Genomic DNA, 21528 nt, shown 5'->3' on the forward strand with positions numbered 1-21528 from the left:
CACGGCGGACTCCTTGCCTGGGGGCGGCCTGGGGATCGTAGGAGGCCCATGGTGGCGCCCGGCAGGAGCCGCCGGCATGAGTACGGCTACTCAGCCGCGGAGAGGATCTCCGCCAGCAGTTCGTCCACCGCCACGCGCTCCCGGCCCGGCGGGACGATCTGGTAGGTCTCGCGCAGGAACGCGGCGACGGCGGGCGCCCAGACGAAGACCACCGCGTGGTGCCGGCCGCCGTCCGGCCGGGTGTCCCCGAGGAACTCCAGGCGCAGCTCGTGCCACGGGCCGGTGGCCTCCGGGCGCATCCGGACGTCGCCGACGCCGACCGGCCCGGCCAGTCCGTCGGCGAGCATCTGCCGGTCCAGCCGCCAGCAGGCCAGCACCCGGCCGTCGTGGGTGAAGACGGCGCTGACGGCGAACGGGTCGTCGGCGTCGTAGCTGAGGTGGGCCAGCACCGGACACCTGCCGGTGCCCTGCGCGAGGAGCTGCACCACCAGGGTCTTGTGCACGAACGAGTTCACGCGGGGGCCTCCGGGACGATGGGCGTAGAGACCCCTAGTACCCCCGCAGCGCCCGGAATGCTCACTCGTGTGACCGAATCCGAAAGACGGCGCTCCGCACGGCCGGGCGGCAGCCGGGGCCGCCCGGCCCGAGAGCGCAGGTGGGAGGCGTGCCGCGCGGCGGGCACGCCGTCAGGCGAAGGCCTCCCGCAGCGCCGGCAGCAGGGTCTTGGCCGACCAGTCCAGGAACTCGGGCTGCGAGTCACCGCCGATCTGGACCAGGGCGACCTCCCCGAACCCGGCCTCCGCGTAGGGCCGTACGGCGTCCACGAAGGCGTCGGGGTCGTCACCGCACGGGATGGAGGAGGCGACGTCGTCCTCGGTCACGAACTGGGTCGCGGACTCGAAGGAGTCCGGGTGCGGCAGTTCGGCGTTCACCTTCCAGCCGAGCCCGAACCAGCGGAACTGGGAGTGGGCGCGCTTGATCGCCGTGTCCCGGTCGGGGTCGTAGCACACCGGCAGCTGGCCGACCCGGGGCTTGCCGGTGCCGCCGTGCCGGTCGAACGCCTCCAGCAGGCCCGCCTTCGGCTCGGTCGCGATCACCAGGTCGGCGAGGTGGCCGGCCAGCTTGCAGGACTGGTCGCCGGAGACGGCGATGCCGATCGGCGGCGCCTGCTCCGGCAGGTCCCACAGCCGTGCCGACTCCACGTCGTAGTGCTCCCCGTGGTGCGTGACATGGCCGCCCTCGAACAACGCCCGGATGATCTGCACCGCCTCTTCGAGCATCTCGTGGCGCACGTCCACCGGTGGCCAGCCGCCGCCCACGACATGCTCGTTCAGGTTCTCCCCGGCGCCCAGGCCGAGCCGGAACCTGCCCTCCGACAGCAACTGCACGGTCGCCGCCTTCTGCGCCACGATCGCCGGGTGGTAGCGCAGGATGGGGCAGGTCACGTACGTCATCAGGGGGATGCGCGAAGTGGCCTGGGCGGCGGCGCCCAGCACGCTCCACGCGTACGAGGCGTGCCCCTGCGAACGCAGCCACGGGAAGTAGTGGTCCGAGATCACCGAGAAGTCGAAACCCGCCTCCTCGGCCTTCACCACGTGGTCCACCAGATCCCGGGGACCTGCCTGCTCGGTCATCATCGTGTATCCGATTCGCACCATGGGGGCCGAGTCCCCGGCTCGGCGCCCGGAAAACGGCCCACGCGCGCGGGTCACCCCTCCGGCGTGCGGAACGTGCCGAGGAACGTCTTCAGCGCCAGCCGGTTGGCCGTGTCGTCCCAGGCCGCGGCCGGGGTGGTGAAGCGCAGCGAGAAGCCCCGGCCCCCGCCCAGCAGCAAGCCCCGCCCGAAGGTGTGCACCCGGGCGCCCTCGGAGCCCGCCAGCCACTCCAGGTCGGCGGCGCTGCGGCCCCGGTACGTGGTGGCCCGCACGGCGCCGACACGGTCGTAACCGGTGAGCCTCCGCAGCCCGGGCTCGACGTCGTCCCGCCAGACGGCGACCGGGTCGGGGCCGACGCGCTCGCTGTAGGTCACGGCGAGCGTGGGGGAGCCGCGGCCCCGGCCGAAGGTGACGCGGTAGGCCAGGCCGGGCACCCGGGAGGTGGTCAGCCGCCGCCAGCCGCCGGGCAGCGCCACCGAGAAGCCCTCCGGCGCGGTGTACCGACGGTAACCGGCCGGCAGGGCGGCAGTCGGCTTCGAGGAGGGGGCCGGGGCGGGCGCGGAGGCGGGTGGGGCGCCGCCGCCCGGCTGCCGGGCCGCGGGGCCGGTCGGAGTGGCCCGGGGCGGCGCCCCCGCCGTGTCCGTGCCGGGGGACAGCGCGCCGGACGCGGCCAGCGCCGCCACGGCCACGGTGACCACGGCCAGCGCGGTACCGGCGATCAGGGCCCGGCCGCCCCGCAGCGGTCCCGTGCGGCGCACGGCCCGGTACGCGCCGCGCAGCCGGGGCTCGGGGGCCGGTGGCCGCTCCGCGTCCGTGTCCTCGCGCAGCGCCCGGGTCAGCGCCTCGCGCACCACCGGCCGGGTCAGCCGCTCCCGTGCGTTCTTGCGCAGCAGACCCTGCACGGCCTGGGTGAGCGGCCCGGCGCGCAGCGGAGTGCGCAGCGGCAGCCGGTCCACCGCCTTCAGCGTGGCGTCGGGCCGGCCGCGGTCCCGGAACGGCGGCCGGCCCTCCACCATCGTGTAGAGCAGCGCGCCCAGCGCCCACAGGTCGGCGGCCGGGCCGATGCGCTCGTCGCGGGCCTGCTCCGGGGAGGCGTACGACGGTGCCGTCAGCCGGGGCACGAGCGTCGCGCCCGCCAGCCCGAACCCGGTGACCACGACCGGGCCGCCGTCCCGCACGAAGACCTGGCCGGGGCTCAGCTCGCCGTGGGTGACGCCCTCGTCGTGCGCGGCCTCCAGCACGTCCAGCAGCTCCAGGCCGAGCCGGGCCGCCCGCACCGGGTGGAACGAGCCCTCCCGCGCGAGAAGTTCGCCGAGAGGCGTGCCGTCGACCCACTCGGTGACCGTCCACAGGGCGCCCGCCTCCACCACGGCGTCGACGACCGCCGCCACCCGGCCGGGGCGCAGCAGCCGCATGGTTTCCGAGGTGCGGACGACCCGTGCCGTGACGCGGCGGGCGGCGTCCCGGCCGGCGGGCTCCGGCAGGGCCGTCTGCGCCACCAGGCGGGGCTGCCGCGACGCCACGTCCTCGGCGTACCACCACAGGCGGTTCGTCTCGCGGGAGAAGACCTCCAGGAGCCGGTACCGTCCGGCGACCAACCCGTGTGCGGAGACGTGCGCCTTGGCCATGGTCATCCCTCGCTGCACCCCCTGCCTCGTCTTTCCCAGAGGTACGCGGGGCGGGCGGGGGTGCGTTCAGGGGTGCGCCCAAAAGCTGTGACGGCGCCGCTGTCCCGGCGCGCGGTGCCGGCGGCGGAGCCGGGACGGCGACGCCGTCACAGCAGTCCGAAGCGGCCGGCCCAGTCGGTGACTTCCCGGGGTGTCGTGTTGCCCCCGCACACCACGAGCCCGATCCGTGCCCCGTCGCCGACCCGCTCCAGCACCTTCCGGGCCGCCGGCAGCAGACAGCCCGCGGCCGGCTCGGCCCACACCTTGGCGTGCTCGGCGAGTTCCAGACAGCCCCGCACCGCGTCCCGGTCCGGTACCACCAGCACCTCCTCGACCAGCGCGGCCACATGGTCGTACGTCAGCGGTGACACCGAGGGCGCGCTCAACGTGGTGACCAGGGAGGAGAGCGGGACCGGCACCGGGCCTCCGGCCTCCAGCGCGGCGGACATCGCCTCCGCGCCCCCGGTCTCCACGCCCCACACGCGCACCCCCGGCCGCCGGGCGCGCAGGGCCGCCGCCACCCCGGCGATCAGACCGCCGCCGCCCACGCTGACGACGACGTCCGTCAGCTCCCCGGCGTCCTCGGCCAGCTCAAGACCCACGGTGCCCTGTCCGGCGATCACGACCGGGTCGTCGAACGGGTGGACCAGGGTCAGGCCCTCGTCCCGCAGCCGCGTCACCAGTTCGAAGGCGCTGTCCATGCCGTCGGTCAGCCGCACCACCGCCCCGGCCTCCTCGGCGAGCGCCAGGGAACGCGCGGGCGCGGTGCGCGGCATGACCACGGTCGCCTTCACGTCGAGGGCCGCCGCCATCACCGCGAGCGCGATCCCGTGGTTGCCGCCGCTCACCGCGACCACGCCCGCCGCCCGCTCGGCCTCGCTCAGCGACAGCAGCTTCGCCGTGGCCCCGCGGGCCTTGAACGAGCCGGTGCGCTGGAGCAGTTCGAGCTTGGCGGTGACGGGCACGCCGAGCAGCGCGCCGAGGCCGGGGCTCGGTACCGTCGGCGTGCGGACGACGTGCCCGGCGATCCGCCGGGCGGCGGTTTCGATGTCCGAGATCTCGATCACGGTGCTCCACCCTTCCGGCGCGGATCGGGACCGCGCCGCTCGCACCTTCACCCGCCGGGGGGCCGGAGGTCAACGCCCTTCCGGATCATGGCTACAGCGCGCGGCCCACCAGGGACTCCAGCAGCTCCGTCAGCTCCCGCGCGGCCCCGGCGGCCAGCGGCGCGGCGGTGAGCAGCTCCCGTGCCGCGGCCGTGTGGGCGCGGGCCTCGGCCAGGGCCGCCGTCCGGCCCCCCGCCGCCTCGATCAGCGCGGCGGCCTCCTCGGCGTGCCCGTCCGGGCCGAGCAGCGCGGGCAGCCGCCGGGCCGCCGGGGAGCCGAGCGCGGCCAGCACCGGGAACGTCTTCTTCCGCTCCCGCAGGTCGCCGCCCACGGGCTTGCCGGTGACGGCCGGATCGCCCCAGATGCCGAGCACGTCGTCCACCAGCTGGAAGGCGATCCCGAGGTGGCGGCCGGCCCGGTCGAGCGCGTCGGCCGTGTCCCGGGGCGCCCCGCCGAGCGTGGCGCCCAGTGCCGCGGCGCAGCCCAGCAGCGCACCGGTCTTGCCTTCCGCCATCGTCCGGTACTCCTCGGGCGTGACCCGCTCCGGGCCGGTCCAGGGCCGGGTGGCGAACAGCAGGTCGTCGGCCTGTCCGCGTACCAGGTTGGCGAGGGCGCGGGAGAGGAGCCGCACCGCGCCGGGGCCCCCGGGCGCGGCGGCCAGGGTGTCGACCGCCAGCGCGAACAGGGCGTCCCCGGCCAGTACGGCCGGACCCGTGCCGTAGGCCTGCCAGACGGCGGGGCGGCGGCGCCGGGTCGCGTCGCCGTCCATGATGTCGTCGTGCAGCAGCGAGAAGGCGTGCACCAGCTCCACCGCGACCGCCGCCGGGATCCCGGCCCGGCCGCCGGCGCCCGCAGCCTCGGCCCCGAGGACGGCCAGTGCCTGCCGTACGCCCTTGCCGCCCGGCGCGGTGGCGGGCGCCCCGCCGACCTCGCACCAGCCGAAGGAGTACGCGGCCATCTCGGCGACCCACGGGTGCAGCCGCCCCACCGCGTCCCGCAGGTGCGGCCGCACCAGCTCGCGGCTGCGGGCGAGGACGTGCCGGGCGGACTCCCGCACCGGCGTGACGGGCGCCGTCATCGCACGGCCTCCGCGTCGAGGCCGAACTCCCGCTGGGCCCGGGCCACCATCTCCCGCGCGTGCCGCAGCCCGCTGCGCTCCAGGGTCCGGGCCAGGTCGGCGAGTTCGGCGGCGGTCTCGGCACGGTCGCGGCCGAGCCGGGCGAGGGACTTGGCGAGGCCCAGCCGGGACAGCGCCTCGCCGCGCGGTTCGCTCATCGCCCGGAACTCGCTCAGCGCCAGCTCGTAGGCCGCGCGGGCCTCGGCGTACCGGCCCGCGCGGTACAGGACGTTGCCCCGCATCTTGTGGTTGTAGGCGAGCGCGCTGGAGAGGTTCATCTCCCGGCAGGTCTCCTCCGCCTCGGCCAGCAGCTCCAGCGCCCGCTCGGTGGCGTCGTCGCGCACCGAGAGGATGTCCGCGAGTCCGCGCAGCGCCCAGGCGTGTCCGCGCCGGTCCTCGGCCCGCCCCGCTATCTCCGCCGCCTCCTCGAACAGGGCGTACGCCCTGTCGTAGTCCCCGGTGTTGCGGTGCATCTGGGCGATGCCCTCCAGGGCCCACACCGTGTGCCGGGCCTCGCCCCGCTCACGGGCCTCGGCCAGCAGCCGCTCGTGCAGCCGGCCGACGGCCGCGTAGTCGCCCTGGATGCGGCCGGTCTCGGCGAGGCCGGCCAGCGAGTAGCCGCGCACGACGACGTCCCCGCCGCGCTCGCCGAGTTCGGCCGCGAGCCCCAGCAGCCGCCAGGCCAGCGGGAAGGCCCCGCGCTGCCGGGCGAGCGTGCCCCCGCTCCACAGCGCCCAGGCCATCGCGGCGGTGTCGCCGGCCTCCCGGGCGGCGCGGTAACTCGCCTTCCAGGCGCGGTCGGCCTCCCGCACCTGGCCGAGCCGCCGGTGTGCCTCGGCGACGGCGAGCCCGCAGCGCGCCGCCTCGCCGGGGCGGCCGGCGCGCTCGGCCTCGCGCAGCCGCTCGGTGCCCGTGGCCAGCACGTCGACCAGCGAGGAGTTCACGGACAGGGTGGTCAGGGTGCCCTGGTACTCCGGGGCGAAAGCCTTGCCGTACATGCGTACCTTTCTACACACGGAGTGTATACACGGCGTGTATACACTCCGTGTATAGCGTCTCGGGAAAATGCCCCGGCCCGAGGGCCGGGGCTCGGTCTGTCGACGATCAAGACGCCGGTACGGCGGGGCGGGTTGCCCGCCCGTCCAGGATCACCCGCGGAAGTTCAGTGCTGGTCCTTCTGGGGCGTCACCTCGCTGGGCCGCACCACGACGAAGCCCTCACCCTGGAGCATCAGCTGCACGGCCTCGCCCGAACCGCCGCGCAGCATCGAGCCGATGGACTGCGAGCGGTGCAGCGAGGTCTCCAGGTGCGCGGTCCAGCCGACCACGGCGTCCGTGTCGACGTACACCGGCGCCTGCGCCGACACCGGGATGACCAGCGGGTTGCCCTCGCAGACCAGACCGAGCCGGCCCTGCCCGCTGAAGACGCTGTTGAACAGGCCGCCGCCGGCGATGCCGGAGCCCTTCACCGTCTTGATCTCGTACGAGAGCGAGGCGTCGAAGCACAGCACGTTGCGGCCGTTGACGGTGAACCGGTCACCGGCCTCGACCTCCACGATGAAGCAGTTCTGCGCCTCGTGCGCGAACCACGCCTCGCCCTGTCCGCGCACCGCCATGAGGGGCAGTCCCTCACCGGTGACCGCACGCTTGAGCATGCCGCCGACGCCCTGCCCCTTGCGCTCGAACTTGAGGCCGCCGCGGTAGGCCACCATCGCGCCCTGCCGGGCGTACATCTCGCCGTTCACCGTGTACTTGATGCACTTGGCGTTCTCGACGGACATTCCCGGCTCCACGGCCGGCTGCACCACGTGCTGACTGGAAAAGAGATCACCCTTCATGCGGGGCATGGTGTCCCGGAGGATGCCGTTCCGCCAAGATCACGGAACATACCGGTTCTTCCGGGGCAGGCGCCCGCCCGTGCCGGCGCGCGTCGTCCGGCACGGGCGGCCCCCCTCCCCGTCAGGCGGCCTGCCACAGCGCCGGAACCGCCGGGGGCTCCCAGCCCGGCTGGGACGTGTGCGGCTGGAGGCAGACGTACGCGCGCGCCGCGTACGTGACCCAGTCACCCGTCCGGTAAGCGGTCCCCGGTGTCCAGGTGTTCTCCGGCGAGGAGGGGCCGGGGCCCGGGCCGGGGTCCTGCGGGACGTCGAGGACGAAGTCGAACGCCGCCTCCCGGCCGCCGCTCCCGTCGCGCACCGCCATCAGCAGGCGGGAGTCGAAGATGGTGTCGGTGTTGTTGCGCGGTTCGTTCGGGAAGTACAGCTGCGTGGTCAGCACGGGACGGTGCGGTGCCTGCACCTTGACGTGGAGGTGGCGGGTCCGGCCCGGATACAGGCCCGGCACGATCGTCGTCAGCGCGAAGGAGCCGCGGGAGTCGGTGAACTGGTGGCCGCGCAGCCGGAAACCGGTGCCGTCGTACGCGCCGTTGGTGTCGGCCTGCCAGAAGTCCAGCAGGACGCCGGACAGGGGGAGGCAGGCCCGGCCGAAGACGTAGCCGGTCACGGTGAGCCGGGTGCCCGGCAGGCCCGGCTCCAGCAGACTCGTGCGCTCCGGGGAGTTGGGTTTGAAGTAGGGGCCCTCGATCTGCTCCGGAGTGGGGTGGTCGCCGTCGTCGCACGGCGGGGTGAGCCCGGGCGCGGTGCCGCCCGCGACGAACGTGCGGGCGAGCGCCGGGCCGCCGATCAGGGCGACGGGCACCGCGGCGGTGGCGGCGAGTGCCGCGCGCAGCACCGTCTTGCGGGGGACGAGCCGTCCGGACCCCGGCTGCTCCTGCGCCCCGGCGCCGTCCCTGCCTGCTCCGTCCATGTCTCCTCCTCGTGGGGGGTCGGATGCGGAACGAAACTAGGGGCGCGCGGGCGGCACTTCGATGGACTGGTCGCGGTGGCTGTGGTGTTTTCGGAAGTCACCGGGGCTGCTGCCCGTCTCCCGCCGGAAGAACCGGCTGAAGTAGGCCGGGTCGGTGAAGCCGGTGCGGGCGGCGACCTGCCGCACCGACAGCCGGGTGTGGGCGAGCAGTTGCTGCGCCTGGTACACCCGGGCCTCGATGAGCAGCCGTCCCGGCGGACGGCCGGTGGCGGCCCGTACCGCCTGGGTGAGGTAGCCGGGCGTCACGCCGAGCCGGCTCGCGCACTCCCGCACCGTCCACCCGGCCGCCTCCGGGCGCGCGATCAGCCGCGTGAACCCCTCGGACACGGCGGCCGGCCGGCCCCCCACCCGTGCGCCGCGGTCGTCCTCGCCGGCCCGTGGCAGCCGGGCGGCGCGTACGACGAGCACATGGAGCAGCGAGCGCAGGACGCTCTCGTGACCCGGGGCGCGCTGCCGGTGCTCCGCGACGAGTTCGGCCATCAACCGCCCCACGGACCTGTCGTGTTCGGGGTCCAGCGCGAACCAGCCCCGCTCCCCGAGCCGCCGCAGCACCTCACGGTCGCCGGGATGGTCGACCAGGAAGTCGTCGGTGAACAGCGCCAGCGTCCCCTCCGGGCCCCGGCCCCCTTCCCAGTGGTGCACCTGCCCGGGCAGGACCACGGCCAGCCGGGGCGGCCGGACCGGCCACCGCGCCAGGTCGACGACGTGCGTGCCGGAACCGGAGCTGACGTGGATGATCTCGTAGAACGTGTGCCGGTGCGGACGGCCCCACCGGGACAGCGGCCCCACCGCGTCGAAGGAGCCGGCGGCGAACGGCGGGGCCCCCGGCCCGGCCACCTCCAGCCGGTGCAGGGGCACGTCCCCGGCGGCTGTCGGCAGACCGGGTGCTCCCGGTGGGACGGTGGTGCCGCGCATGGCTCGTGCTCCCCTCCTCCAGGCGGGCCGGACGGCTCGCCGTTCCTCACGGGCAGGGATCACCTACCGCACTATGGTCTGTACCAACCCCTTGCCCCGTGCCCCACGGCGTCGCAAGCTCCCCTCATGGAGTTGGAGTTGCGGCATCTCAGGACCCTTCGGACCATCGCGGAGGCAGGCAGTCTGACCAGGGCGGCGACGGTGCTCGGGCTCGCGCAGCCCGCACTCAGCGCGCAGCTCAGGCGCATCGAGCGGACCCTGGGCGGCACCCTGTTCGAACGGGGGCGGAACGGGGTGCGGGCCACCGCGCTCGGCGAACTGGTCCTGGAACGCACCCGCATCGTGCTCCCCGCGGTCAGCGAACTGCAGCAGGAGGCGGCCGAGTTCGCCCGCGGGCGCGGGGAGGAGGAGCGGCTGCGGCTCGGCGGCACCCACGGGCCGCTGCTCGGCGCGCTGGTGGACCGGCTCGCCGACGCGGCCCCCGGCACCAGCCTGACCACCCGCGCCTCCTGGTCGGAACGGGAACTGGCCGGTCTGCTCGCCGAGGGGCGCCTGGACTTCGCCCTCGCCGGCACCTGCGGATCCGCGCCCCCGCCCGACGGCACGCACCTGGTCTGGGAGGAGATCGCCGTCGACCCGGTCTTCGTCATGCTCGCCGACACCCATCCGCTCGCCCGGGGACGGGAGATCGGCCTGGCCGCGCTCGCGGACGAGGCGTGGGCGTGCGTCCCGGGCGACGGCTGTTTCGGCGACTGCTTCACCGCGGCCTGCGCCCGGGCCGGCTTCACTCCCCGCCGCATGTACGAGACGGACACGGCGTCCTGCGTCCACCTGGTGCAGGTCGGCCGGGCCGTGGGCCTGTGCCGGGCCACCTTCCCGTCGACGCCCGGCCTCACCACCCGCCCGCTCGCCGGCACCCCGCTGGTCTGGCGGCACCTGCTGGGCTGGCGCCCGGCCGGCCAGCGACCGGGCATGGCGGCCACGGTGCTCGCGCAGAGCCGCAAGGCGCACGAGGACGCGGCGGCGCGCAGCGACGGCTACGCCCGCTGGCTCGCCCACCGCGGGGAACCGGCGGCCACGGCGCACCGCCGCACCGGGCGCGTGCCCTTGACGGCACGGGGGCGGGACGCGCGGCTGCCATAACACCGGGGCAGGGGGTCGGTTGACGTCTTACGGGAACGGGCGGGTGCTCCGTACGGTTTCCGGCACTCCACCGAATCCGAGGAGACCTCCCCATGCTCCAACGACCCCTCACAGCCGCGTGCGCCGCCGCCGCGGCGGCGGGTGCCCTGCTCGTGGCCGGGCTCAGCGGCTCCGCGAGCGCCCGGCCGTCCGGCCTCCCGGCCGCGCCCACGGCGGCCGAGACGCTGCGCACCGACGCCGCCCCACCCGCCCTCCTGCGGGCGCTGCAACGGGACTTGGGCCTGAACCGGCAGCAGGCCGAACGCCGCCTGGGCAACGAGGCGGAGGCGGGCGCCGCCTCCGGCCGCCTGCGGGCCGCACTGGGCGCGCACTACGCGGGCGCCTGGGTGCGCGGCGCGGAGTCGGACACGCTGACGGTCGCCACCACGGACCCGGCCGACGTGCCGGCCATCCGGGCCCAGGGCGCCGTCGCGCGCGTGGTGGACCACTCCCTGACCGCGCTCGACGCGGCCAAGGCACGCCTGGACCGGCTCGCCGCCCGGCGCGCCACCACGGACACCCCGGTCTGGTACGTCGACGTCCCGGCCAACACGCTGGTGGTACGGGCGGTACGCGCGGACGCCGGCCGTTCCCTGCTCGCCGCGGCCCACGTCGACGCCTCCCTCGCTCGCATAGTGAAGTCCGCCGAGCACCCCCGCCCGCTCTACGACCTGCGCGGCGGCGACGCCTACTACATCGACGGCAGCACCCGCTGCTCGATCGGTTTCCCGGTGACCCGCGGCACCCAGCAGGGCTTCGCCACGGCCGGCCACTGCGGCCGGGCCGGCAGCACCACCACCGGCTCCAACCAGGTCGCGCAGGGCACTTTCCAGGCGTCCGTCTTCCCCGGCAACGACATGGCGTGGGTGGCCGCGAACGCCAACTGGACGGCGACGCCGTACGTCAACGGTTCCAGCGCGCAGGTCACCGGTTCCACCCAGGCCACGGTGGGCTCCTCCGTGTGCCGTTCCGGCTCGACGACGGGCTGGCACTGCGGGACGGTGCAGCAGCTGAACAGCAGCGTCACCTACCAGGAGGGCACGGTCACCGGGGTCACCCGCACCTCGGTGTGCGCCGAACCGGGCGACTCGGGCGGCTCGTTCATCTCCGGCAGCCAGGCACAGGGCGTCACCTCGGGCGGCACGGGCAACTGCACCAGCGGCGGCACGACGTACTTCCAGCCGGTCAACCCGATCCTCCAGTCGTACGGCCTGACGCTGAAGACGACCGCGAGCGGTCCCGGCGACCCGGGAGATCCCGGTGATCCGGGCAACCCGGGCGGCACCTGGTCGGCCGGCACCGTCTACCAGGCGGGCGCCACGGTCACCTACGGCGGCGCCACGTACCGCTGTCTGCAGACCCACCAGGCCCAGCAGGGCTGGGAGCCGCCGAACACCCCCGCGCTGTGGCAGCGGCAGTGAGCGGCTGATCCCGGACACCGCCGTCCGCCCGGACACTCCGGATGTCCCGAGCACTCGGGACGTCACGACCGGAGCGTCCCGGCGGACGGCACCGGCGCGCGCCGGCTAGCCCCCGGCTTGCCGCAGAACGCCGATTCCAGGGCACCCGCCAGCGTGTCCAGCACCTCGGCGTTGTTGGACGTGTTGGCCACGGCCGTCAGACTGCGCCCCCCGTCCTTCGTGCTGAACGCGTACGTGTAGTACCCCTGCACCGCCCCCGTGTGCCCGTACACCCGCACCCCGCAGGACAGCTCCCGCCGCCGCAGCCCGAGTCCGTACGCGGTCGTGCCGGTCACCCGGGTGAACCGCTCCATCTCGGCGAGCCGCGCGGCGGACATCAGCTTCCCCCGGAGCAGCGCGCCGTAGAACACGTCGAGGTCCCGCGCACTGGAGATGACCGCCCCGGCGCTCTGCGCCCAGGACACGGTCTGCGCGGTCGCGTCGACCAGCGGGGCGCCCGCCGTGTCCGGCGTCAGGTACCCGCGGGCGTACCGGCCCGGGATCGCGGTGTCCGGATGGACGTAGAACGTGTCCTTGAGCTTCAGCGGCCCGATGACGCGGTTCTCGTACGCCGTCCGCACGGACTGCCCGGTGAGCTTCTCGATGAGCAGCCCGGCGACGACGAAGTTGGTGTTGGAGTAGGAGTACGCGGCGCCCGGCGCGTTGGTGCGCGGCTTCTTCAGGGACAGGGCGACCAGCTGCCGGTAGGTGAAGACCTTCTTCCGGACCGCCTCGAAGCCGGAGACGCTGCTCGCGAACATGTCGTCGCTGTAGTCGTACAGTCCGCTGCGGTGGCCGAGCACATGACGGACCGTGATCCGGTCGTCCGGCAGCAGGTCCGGCAGGTAGCGGTTGACCGGCGCGTCGAGCGAGAGCCGGTGCTCGTCCACGAGCTGGAGCAGCACGACGGCCGAGAAGGTCTTGGTGACGCTGCCGATCCGGAACCGGTCGTCGGTGCTGATCGGCCGCCGGGTGGCGCGGTCGGCGACGCCCTGGGTGACCCGGTACGCCCTGCCCCGGTCGTCGATCCGGGCCAGCGCCCCCGGCGCGCCCTGCGCCACCGCCGACCGCAGCACCGCGGCCAGACCCGCGGTGTCGGGTGCCGGCAGCGCCGCCGGCACCGGTGCGCCAGGGCCCCCGGTCGCCGCCCGCGCGGGCACCGCGAGCAGGGACAGCGCGACCGCTGCGAGGACCGCTCCCCGCCCCATCGTTACCGAGACCATGCCCTGCCCACTCCCATCGGCCGGTTCCTGATGCGATATCGGTCACATTCCGCCCTGGGAACCTAGGGGATCGAGCCCGCGTCTCCACAGCCGACACACAGTTGGTCATCCCGTGATCACTCTGCGGCTTCCGTTCGTAAAGGATTGCCATAGAAGTTCGCGAAATGGATCATTCCGGCTTTACGTGCGCATGACTGATCCGCAAGGGTGGCCCCTCGGGGCCTGACCGGCCCCCGTGGCGCCCAACCGCGCCGCGCCCCAAGGCGGTTGGGCAGCCCGGCCGCCTTCGAACGGAGGACCCCTGATCAGATTGCGTAGACCGCACATACGCTCCGTGGCCGTCGCCATCGCGGTGACGACCGCTGCCACGGGCCTGGCCGGTACGGCCTTCGCGGCTCCTTCCACGGGGGTGGAGCGGTCCGCCGCCTCCGCCGCCCCGAGCGCCACGACGGTGGTGGAGGCGGCGCGCACCGCGGCCTTCGCGCACGCCTCGGCGACCGGTGTCTCCCAGGGCGACGAACTGCACGCGCAGGACGTCATGATCGACCCCGAGGGTGCCCGGCACGTCCGTTTCGTCCGCACCCACAACGACCTGCCGGTGCTCGGTGGCGACCTCGTCGTCCACCTCGACCGCCGGCTCGGCTACACGGGCGTGACCCGTGCGGCCGACCACGCCGTCAAGCCGGCCGCCGCCAAGGCCAGGCTGACCGCGAGCCAGGCCGCCGCCAAGGCCGCCCAGGCCGCGAAGGGCGACGCCGGCAGCGCGCAGCTCGTCGTCGACGCCCGCGGCGGTGCCTCCGCGCTCGCCTACCAGGTCACCGTCACCGACAAGGACAGCGCCCGCACGGTCGTCGTCGACGCGGTCACCGGCAAGGTGCGCAGCAACACGCCGACCAGGGACGAGTTCCTGTCGCCGAAGCTGCTCGACGCCCTGCGCGAGCGCGGCGAGACCCTCGACCCGGCCACCGGCACCGGCTCCGACGCCGCCGTCTCCGGTCTGGTCGGCTCCCGCGGCGCCGGCGCCGCGGCCTACCCGTCGGCCGCCAAGGGCACCGGCAAGACCCTCTTCGTGGGCACCGTCCCGCTGACCACCACGCAGACCTCGCGCGGCCACTACCAGCTCAAGGACCCGAACCGGTACGGCACCGAGACGCGGGACGCCAAGGGCTCGTACACGGAGAAGTTCAGCGCCGGCACGAAGCTGACCAACACGACCAACGTGTGGGGCAACGGCAAGACCACCAGCCGGGTCAGCGCCGCCGCGGACGCCCAGTACGGCATCACCAAGACGCTGGACTTCTACAAGTCCACGTTCAAGCGCAAGGGCATCGCCAACAACAGCAAGGCCGCGCAGGGCATGGTCCACTGGGGCAAGCAGGTCGCCAACGCCTTCTGGGACCCGACCTGCAACTGCATGCTGTACGGCGACGGCGACGGCGACCTGTTCAAGAAGCCGCTCGTCGTGCTCGACGTCACGGGTCACGAGCTGACCCACGGCGTGGTCGAGGCGACCGCCAACCTCCAGCCGACCTTCGTCGACTCCGACGGCAACCAGTACGGCGAGCCCGGCTCGCTGAACGAGTCGCTCGCGGACATCTTCGGCTCGAACGTCGAGTTCTACGCCAAGAACACGAAGGACACGCCGGACTACCTGATCGGTGAGAAGCTGGGCCTCGCGCAGAAGTTCCTGCGCCGCCTGGACCACCCGTCCCTCGACAAGCTCGAAGGCACGATCGACTACTGGTCGGAGGACACCTACTACACCGAGGTGCACGCCGGTTCGGGTGTCTCCTCGCACGCCTACTACCTCCTTGCCGAGGGAAGCGGCAAGAAGACGATCAACGGCGTCAACTACAACTCGCCGACGTACCACAACATCGCGGTCAAGGGCATCGGCCGCACCAAGGCGACGGCCATCTACTACCGTGCGCTCACCCGCTACATGGTCTCCACGACCGACTTCCACCAGGCGCGCACCGCGACGCTGAAGGCGGCCAAGGACCTGTACGGCGCGAACAGCACCGAGTACAAGACCGTGGACAAGTCGTGGGCCGCGGTCAACGTCACCGCCGCCAACACGCCGAGCGCCCGTCACTGACGGACACCGGACCACACCGGCACCACCGGATGCCCCGCCCCGTGCGGGGCATCCGCGTGTCCGGGGAGCCCTCGCGCGTTCTCAGCGCAGGGTCCGCGCCCAGTCCGCCGGCACCCGGCCCGCCGGGCCCGGCACCGGCTGGTCGGCGGGATGGCAGTCCGGGGGAGCGAGCGCGGGCCCGGAGCCGTACAGCCGGCCGGTGCCGAAGTCCCAGAACCAGTCCTCGCCCGGCTCGAAGCTCTGGATGATGGGGTGTCCCGTCTCGCGGTAGTGGGCGGTGGCGTGCTTCGAGGGGGAGTCGTCGCAGCAGCCGACGTGCCCGCACTGCGCGCACCGGCGGAGGTGGAACCACCAGCCGCCGGCCTCCTCGCACTCGACGCAGCCCGTGCCGCTGGGCGCGGCACCGGGGTCGATTCCGTCGATGTCGTTCATACCGGCTCCTCGTCGGGCGTCTCGGCGGTCAGGGGAAGCAGCACCTGGAAGCGGGTGTCACCGGGCACCGACTCCACCCGCAGGGCGCCGTGGTGCTTGTTGACGACGATCCGCCAGGAGATGTCCAGGCCGAGCCCGGTGCCCTCGCCGACCGGTTTGGTCGTGAAGAACGGGTCGAAGATCCGGTCCTCGATCTCCGGTGGCACACCCGGACCGGTGTCCCGGAACTCGACCAGCAACTGCTCGTTGTGGAGCGCCGTCCGCACGGTCAGCGTGCCCTCGCCGCCCGCGCTGTTCATGGCCGAGACGGCGTTGTCCACCAGGTTGGTCCACACCTGGTTCAGCTCGGCCGGGTAGGCGGGCACCGGCGGGAGCGTGCGGTCGTACTCCTTGACGACCTGGATGCCCCGCCCGATCTTCCCGGAGAGCATCAGCAGCGTGCTGTCGAGGAGTTCGTGCACGTCCACCACCCGGTACGGCGCGCGGTCCAGCTGCGAGTACTGCTTGGCCGCGTCGACGAGGTGCGAGATGCGGGTGGTGGAGTCCTCGATCTCGTTCATCAGCAGCTCGGTCTCGATGGTGTAGTTGAGCCACCCGACCGCGTTCGGCAGGATCTCCTCGTCCACCGCCGCCGCGACCTGCTCCAGCCAGTCCACGTCGACCCCGGCCTGCACGAAGGTGGGCGCCAGCTGCCAGCCCTGCTCGACGCCGTGGTCCTCCAGCCAGTCGGTGAGCGTGTCCTCCCGGTCGCTGGCCTCCAGCGGGCTGAGCGCCGGGGCCTTCGCCACCCGCTCCGCGGTGCGCTCCTGGATCTCGACCAGGCGCGCCAGCACATCGCGGGAGAACGGGCCCTCGGCGATCAGGCCGAGCTTGCGCCGCATCTTCGCGACCCGCTCCCGCAGGGTCGAGGTGGCCCGGACCGCCGCGGCGGCCGGGTTGTTCAGCTCGTGCGTGAGCCCCGCCGACAGCGAGCCCAGCGCCAGCAGCCGCTCCCGCTGCCCGATCATCGCCTGGGTGTTCTTCGTCCCGAAGAACAGGCCCTCCAGCAGGTGCACGGCCATCGGGAACCACTCGTGCACGACCTCGGAGAACAGCTCCGCCGGCAGCACGAAGAACCGCGTCGGCCCGGTGACCCGCATGGAGTTGTTGTAGACCTGCTGGACCCGGTCGCCGAGGTACGCCTGCATCGCGCCCGCGTACACCCCGGGCTGCGAGGTCCGGATGACCTCCACGTCGTCGCCGCCGACCCGGCGCGACAGCACGACCGTGCCCTCGATCATCACGTAGAAGCAGGTGGCCGGCTCGCCCTCGGCGTAGACCGGGCCGGGCTGGAACAGCTCCACCCGCCCCTGGGCGCACAGCCGGCCCAGCTGCTCGTCGCTGAGCTTCTCGAAGAGGAACAGCGAGCCGACCTCCTGCGGGCTGCACGCCACGACCTGCCCGCTCACGACTGCTCCAGGTACCGGTGGACGAGCATCACGGCCATGGCTCCCTCTCCGACGGCGGACGCGACACGCTTGGCGGACTCGGAGCGGGCGTCACCCGCCACGAACACCCCGGGGATGCTGGTCTCCAGGTGGTACGGCGGCCGGTCCAGCTCCCAGCCGGCCGGCGGCCGCCCGTCGGCGGTCAGGTCGGGCCCGGCCAGGATGAACCCGCGCCAGTCGCGCAGCACCGTCTCGCCCAGCCAGTCGGTCAGCGGGGCGGCGCCGATGAACACGAACATCCACTGCGCGTCGACCCGTTCCGTCTCCCCGGTCACCGTGTTGCGCAGGGTCAGCTGCTCCAGGTGCTCGGCGCCGTGCGCCTCCTCGACGACCGTGTGGCAGCGCACCGAGATGTTCGGGGCCTCGCCGATCTGCTGGATCAGGTAGTGCGACATGGACGCCGACAGGTCCGGGCCGCGCACCAGCAGCGTCACAGACTTCGCGCCCCGCGACAGGTACATGGCCGCCTGGCCCGCCGAGTTGGCGCCGCCGACGATGTACACGTCCTGGCCCTGGCAGGAGGCCGCCTCGGTCAGCGCCGAGCCGTAGAACACCCCGCAGCCGGTCAGGTCGGTGCAGCCCGCCGCCTCCAGCTGGCGGTACTGCACCCCGGTCGCGAGGATCACGCTGTGCGCGGCGATCGCCGAGCCGTCCGCGAACCGTACGACGCGTGCGGCGCCGTTGACCTCCAGGCCCGTCACCTCGCGGGCGGTCAGCATCTCGGCGCCGAACTTGGCGGCCTGCCGCCGCGCCCGGTCGGTGAGCTGGGCGCCGGAGACCCCGTCGGGGAAGCCGAGGTAATTCTCGATCCGGGAACTCTGCCCGGCCTGGCCGCCGGTCGCCGAGCGCTCCACCAGCACGGTCCGCAGGCCCTCGGAGGCGCCGTACACGGCCGCGCCGAGCCCGGCCGGACCGCCGCCGATCACGACGAGGTCGTAGAAGTCGGCCGTCGGTGTGGTCGCCAGGCCCACGTGCGCGGCGAGCTCGGGCGCCTCGGGTTCCACCAGGACCGTGCAGTCCGGGGTGATCACCAGCGGCAGCCGCTGCCCGTCCTGCCCGGCCGCCGCCAGCAGCCGCTGCCCCTCCGGCTCGTCCACCGAGTACCAGCGGTACGGCACCTGGTTGCGGGCCAGGAACTCGCGCACGTCCGAGGAGCGCGCCGACCAGCGGTGCCCGACGACCTTGGTGCTGGGCACCGGCTTGTAGGCGCTGTTGCGCCACGCGTCCAGCAGATCGTCCAGGACCGGGTAGAGCTTCTCCTCCGGCGGATCCCAGGGCTTGAGCAGATAGTGGTCCAGGTCGACCACGTTGATCGCGTCGATCGCCGCGTTGGTGTCGGCGTACGCGGTCAGCAGCACCCGGCGCGCCCCCGGGTACACGTCGAGCGCCTGCTCCAGGAACTCGATGCCGTTCATCTGCGGCATGCGGTAGTCGGCCAGGATCACCGCGACGAGGTCGCCGCGCAGCTTCAGCTCGCGCAGCGCGTCCAGCGCGGACTCGCCCGACTCCGCGCGCACGATGCGGTACGTCCCGCCGTAGCGCCGTCTGAGGTCGCGGGCGACGGCACGGGAGACCCCCGGGTCGTCGTCCACGGTCAGGATGACGGTCCGCGCGGTGTCGGCGGCCTGTGTCATACGTCTCCCACCCGAGTGTCGGTTCCCCCGCCGGTCGGTGTCGTGCGGACCACCGCACCGGTTCCAGCCCATCGTATGTGCGGTCCAGCCGGACGCGCTTGTCCGACGGAGACCGGTACTTGCCCGACAGCGACCAGCGAGCGCGCCCCGCCGTCCGGGGGACCGGCGCGACGGGTCGTGGGAGAGATCATCGGGACGGTGCGCGGGCGCCCGGCAGCGGGCACCCGGTACCCGAGGACACGACGACGAGGAGGCCCACGGATGACACGCCCGATCACGGCAGGGGTGGACGGTACGGCGGAGAGCCTGGCCGCTTTGGACTGGGCGGCCCGGGAGGCCGTGCGCCGGGAGCTGCCGCTGCGGGTGGTCCATGCCTGGCGGTACGCCGAGGCGCTCGCCGCCGACCGGGACACCCAGCGCGGGTGGGTGTCCGCGGGTGTCGAGGAGGCCGTGCGCACCGTCTCGGAGCGGCACCCCGGGCTGACGGTGACCACCGACGTGGCGGAAGGCGCGGCCGCGCACGCGCTGGCCGACGCGGCGGCCGGCGCCGAGATGCTGGTGCTCGGCTCGCGCGGCCACGGACCCGTCGTCGGGTTCCTGCTGGGCTCGGTCGGCCAGCAGGTGATCGCGGAGGCGGCCCGGCCCGTGGTCCTGGTCCGCGCCGAGGACCAGCCCGCGGCGGAGGCGGCCGGCCGGGACGTGGTGGTCGGCCAGCACGGCGGCCCCGAGGACAGCGCGGCGGCGCTGCGGTTCGCGTTCGAGACGGCGGCGTCCCGTGGCGCCGCCGTCCGCGCCGTCCGTGCCTGGACCCTGCCGCCGGTCTTCGCCTACAGCCCCGGTTCGCTCAAGCTGCTCGACGACGCGGGCGGTCTCGAACCGTACGAGAAGCAGGCGCTGGCCGATGCCCTCCAGCCGTGGCGGGACCGGTTCCCCGAGGTGCCCGTGGCCGAGCACGTCGAGATGGGCAGCGCCGGCCAGGTGCTGCTGTCGATGTCCGGCCGGGCCCAGCTGATGGTCGTCGGGCGCCGGGCGCGCCGCACGGCCGTCGGCGCCCGGATCGGTTCGGTCGCGCACGGGGTGCTGCACCACGCCGGCTGCCCGGTGGCCGTGGTCCCGCACGAGTGACCTACTCCGGGCCGGCCGCCGTCTCCAGGCCGGCCCGGGCCTTGGGCAGGACGTTGTCGATGTAGTCCTGGACGGCGGTGTCCAGGCCTATGTCGTGCTGGGCGCGCTCGGACAGGTACCAGCGGTGTTCCAGAAGCTCGTGGTAGATCTCGGCCGGGTCCATGGAACCGCGCAGCTCCGGCGGCACCGCCCGCACGGTGGGCCGGAACACGTCCCGCACCCAGCGGTGGGCGAGCACCTCCGGGCGGGCGGCGAGGGGATCGCCGGGCGCGTAGTCCTCCTGGGTGGCCATCCAGCTCTCCAGGTCGTTCAGCAGCCGCCGGGCCTGGTTCTCCTCGGCGTCCAGACCGGTCAGCCGGAGCAGCTGCCGCTGGTGGTGGCCGGCGTCGACGACCTTCGGCACGAAGGTGACCGTGTCGCCGTTGGAGGAGTGCTCGATCTGCATCTCGGCGACGTCGAAGCCGAGGTCGTTCAGGCGGCGGATCCGGCGCTCGATGTAGTGGTACTTGCCCGCCGGGTACACCGAGGTGCGGGTCAGCTCCTGCCACAGGCCGTGGTAGCGGGTGCAGATCTCGTGGCCGAACTCGACCGGGTCGACGGACGGGTGCAGCGCGCCGGACGCCTCCAGGTCCAGCAGCTCCCCGCTGATGTTCACGCGGGCCAGGTCCAGGTCGTAGTCCCGCTGTCCGGGGCTGAGCCGGGGGTGCAGGTCGCCGGTCTCGGCGTCGACCAGGTAGGCCGCGTAGGCGCCCGCGTCCCGCCGGAACAGGGTGTTGGACAGCGAGCAGTCGCCCCAGGCGAACCCCGCCAGGTGCAGGCGGACCAGCAGCACGGCGAGGGCGTCCATGAGCCGGTGCATGGTCGCCGGGCGCATGGTCGTCTCGAACATCGACCGGTACGGCATCGAGCCGCGCAGGTGCCGGGTGACGAGGACCGGTTCCAGCGGGTCGCCGGAGGGGTCGGTGCGGCCGGTGACCACGGCGAGCGGGTCGACGGCGGGGATGCCGAGCCGGTCCAGGTCGCGCAGCAGCTCGTACTCGCGCAGCGCGGGCCGCTCGGCCAGCTCCTTGACGGCGATCACCTCGTCGCCGGCGTGGGCGTAGCGCACCACGTGCCGGGAGATGCCGCGGGGGAGCGGCACGAGGTACTCCTCGGGCCACTCCTCCAGCGGGGTGTCCCAGGGGAGCGCGAGCAGGAGCGCGGGATGCTCCGGGTTCGTGGCGCTGATCTGCAAGGCCATGGCACGAACCCTAAGGCCCCGCATGTCCGTTCGAGGAGCCCGGCCCCTGCGGGGGGCTCCGCGCGGTTCGGCGGTCGGGGTTTCTGCGGCGCCTGCGGGAGGCTGGAAGGGGCCGGTTCTTCCGCGCGGTCGGGTGCGGGGGCGGCTCGGTCGCTCCGCGCGGCTCGCTCCTCCGCGTGTTCTGGTCCGGCCGTGGGACTCGACAGGGTCCGGGCGGGCCCGGCCCGTGCGGGAGGCGCGGCACGCTCGGGGCGGTCCGGGTCCCCCGCAGGAGGCCGGGCGGGCTTCGGAGGGTCCGGCCCCTCCGGAAGACTCGACGCGCT

18 protein-coding genes are annotated in these 21528 nt (G+C 73.9%); 4 read left to right on the forward strand and 14 right to left on the reverse strand.

Annotation, left to right across the window (positions count from 1 at the left end):
- Positions 1 to 86 precede the first annotated feature (86 nt).
- From AB0947_RS27505 to AB0947_RS27545, 9 genes are all read right to left on the reverse strand, one after another.
- A complete protein-coding gene (locus AB0947_RS27505) occupies positions 87 to 515 on the reverse strand; it encodes an SsgA family sporulation/cell division regulator (protein ID WP_366753001.1) in 429 nt (142 codons plus the stop codon).
- Between the two features lie 171 nt (positions 516 to 686).
- Positions 687 to 1658: an LLM class F420-dependent oxidoreductase gene (locus AB0947_RS27510; RefSeq protein WP_366753002.1), complete on the reverse strand. Its 972-nt coding sequence runs from the start codon at positions 1656 to 1658 to the stop codon at positions 687 to 689.
- Between the two features lie 50 nt (positions 1659 to 1708).
- The gene (locus tag AB0947_RS27515) at positions 1709 to 3289 is read right to left on the reverse strand and encodes a protein kinase (RefSeq protein ID WP_366753003.1); all 1581 of its coding nucleotides are present in this window, start codon (positions 3287 to 3289) and stop codon (positions 1709 to 1711) included.
- A gap of 140 nt (positions 3290 to 3429) precedes the next feature.
- The gene (locus tag AB0947_RS27520; protein ID WP_366753004.1) at positions 3430 to 4389 is read right to left on the reverse strand and encodes a threonine/serine dehydratase; all 960 of its coding nucleotides are present in this window, start codon (positions 4387 to 4389) and stop codon (positions 3430 to 3432) included.
- A 91-nt stretch (positions 4390 to 4480) separates the two neighbouring features.
- Positions 4481 to 5506, reverse strand: a complete 1026-nt coding sequence (locus AB0947_RS27525) for a polyprenyl synthetase family protein (RefSeq protein WP_366753005.1) — start codon at positions 5504 to 5506, stop codon at positions 4481 to 4483.
- The gene (locus tag AB0947_RS27530; protein ID WP_366753006.1) at positions 5503 to 6543 is read right to left on the reverse strand and encodes a tetratricopeptide repeat protein; all 1041 of its coding nucleotides are present in this window, start codon (positions 6541 to 6543) and stop codon (positions 5503 to 5505) included. The genes AB0947_RS27525 and AB0947_RS27530 overlap by 4 nt, the downstream gene beginning before the upstream one ends.
- Positions 6544 to 6707: 164 nt before the next feature.
- Positions 6708 to 7382 carry an AIM24 family protein gene (locus tag AB0947_RS27535; protein ID WP_366753007.1) on the reverse strand — a complete coding sequence of 225 codons (675 nt, stop codon included), beginning with the start codon at positions 7380 to 7382 and terminating at the stop codon, positions 6708 to 6710.
- A gap of 121 nt (positions 7383 to 7503) precedes the next feature.
- On the reverse strand, positions 7504 to 8349 hold the full coding sequence (locus AB0947_RS27540; protein WP_366753008.1) for a carbohydrate-binding protein: 846 nt from the start codon (positions 8347 to 8349) through the stop codon (positions 7504 to 7506).
- 36 nt (positions 8350 to 8385) lie between these two features.
- Positions 8386 to 9324, reverse strand: coding sequence for a helix-turn-helix domain-containing protein (locus AB0947_RS27545; RefSeq protein ID WP_366753009.1), 939 nt, complete (start codon positions 9322 to 9324; stop codon positions 8386 to 8388).
- Between the two features lie 126 nt (positions 9325 to 9450).
- Here AB0947_RS27545 and AB0947_RS27550 point away from each other — a divergent pair, with 126 nt between their 5' ends.
- Positions 9451 to 10467, forward strand: a complete 1017-nt coding sequence (locus AB0947_RS27550; protein WP_366753010.1) for a LysR family transcriptional regulator — start codon at positions 9451 to 9453, stop codon at positions 10465 to 10467.
- Between the two features lie 92 nt (positions 10468 to 10559).
- Positions 10560 to 11927, forward strand: coding sequence for a carbohydrate-binding protein (locus AB0947_RS27555; protein ID WP_366753011.1), 1368 nt, complete (start codon positions 10560 to 10562; stop codon positions 11925 to 11927).
- Positions 11928 to 11989: 62 nt separating this feature from the next.
- Here AB0947_RS27555 and AB0947_RS27560 read toward each other — a convergent pair whose 3' ends face one another.
- The gene (locus AB0947_RS27560; protein WP_366753012.1) at positions 11990 to 13189 is read right to left on the reverse strand and encodes a serine hydrolase domain-containing protein; all 1200 of its coding nucleotides are present in this window, start codon (positions 13187 to 13189) and stop codon (positions 11990 to 11992) included.
- Between the two features lie 334 nt (positions 13190 to 13523).
- Here AB0947_RS27560 and AB0947_RS27565 point away from each other — a divergent pair, with 334 nt between their 5' ends.
- Positions 13524 to 15287: a M4 family metallopeptidase gene (locus tag AB0947_RS27565; protein WP_366753013.1), complete on the forward strand. Its 1764-nt coding sequence runs from the start codon at positions 13524 to 13526 to the stop codon at positions 15285 to 15287.
- Between the two features lie 81 nt (positions 15288 to 15368).
- On the opposite strand, the gene AB0947_RS27570 is transcribed toward AB0947_RS27565, so the two are convergent.
- The 3 genes from AB0947_RS27570 to AB0947_RS27580 are packed head-to-tail and all read right to left on the reverse strand — an operon-like array spanning position 15369 to position 18840.
- Entirely contained in the window at positions 15369 to 15719 is a 351-nt protein-coding gene (locus AB0947_RS27570) for a UBP-type zinc finger domain-containing protein (RefSeq protein WP_366753014.1), read from the reverse strand.
- A complete protein-coding gene (locus AB0947_RS27575) occupies positions 15716 to 17167 on the reverse strand; it encodes an ATP-binding protein (protein ID WP_366753015.1) in 1452 nt (483 codons plus the stop codon). The genes AB0947_RS27570 and AB0947_RS27575 overlap by 4 nt, the downstream gene beginning before the upstream one ends.
- Positions 17164 to 18840, reverse strand: a complete 1677-nt coding sequence (locus AB0947_RS27580) for an FAD-dependent oxidoreductase (protein WP_366753016.1) — start codon at positions 18838 to 18840, stop codon at positions 17164 to 17166. The genes AB0947_RS27575 and AB0947_RS27580 overlap by 4 nt, the downstream gene beginning before the upstream one ends.
- 261 nt (positions 18841 to 19101) lie before the next feature.
- On the opposite strand from AB0947_RS27580, the gene AB0947_RS27585 reads away from it, so the two are divergent.
- Positions 19102 to 19965, forward strand: a complete 864-nt coding sequence (locus tag AB0947_RS27585; RefSeq protein ID WP_366753017.1) for a universal stress protein — start codon at positions 19102 to 19104, stop codon at positions 19963 to 19965.
- 1 nt (position 19966) lies between these two features.
- On the opposite strand, the gene AB0947_RS27590 is transcribed toward AB0947_RS27585, so the two are convergent.
- Positions 19967 to 21205: a DUF4032 domain-containing protein gene (locus tag AB0947_RS27590; RefSeq protein WP_366753018.1), complete on the reverse strand. Its 1239-nt coding sequence runs from the start codon at positions 21203 to 21205 to the stop codon at positions 19967 to 19969.
- Positions 21206 to 21528: the final 323 nt, after the last annotated feature.

Origin of the sequence: Streptomyces sp. NPDC047841 (assembly GCF_040704085.1) — a bacterium.
Taxonomy (GTDB): Bacteria; Actinomycetota; Actinomycetes; order Streptomycetales; family Streptomycetaceae; genus Streptomyces; species Streptomyces argyrophylli.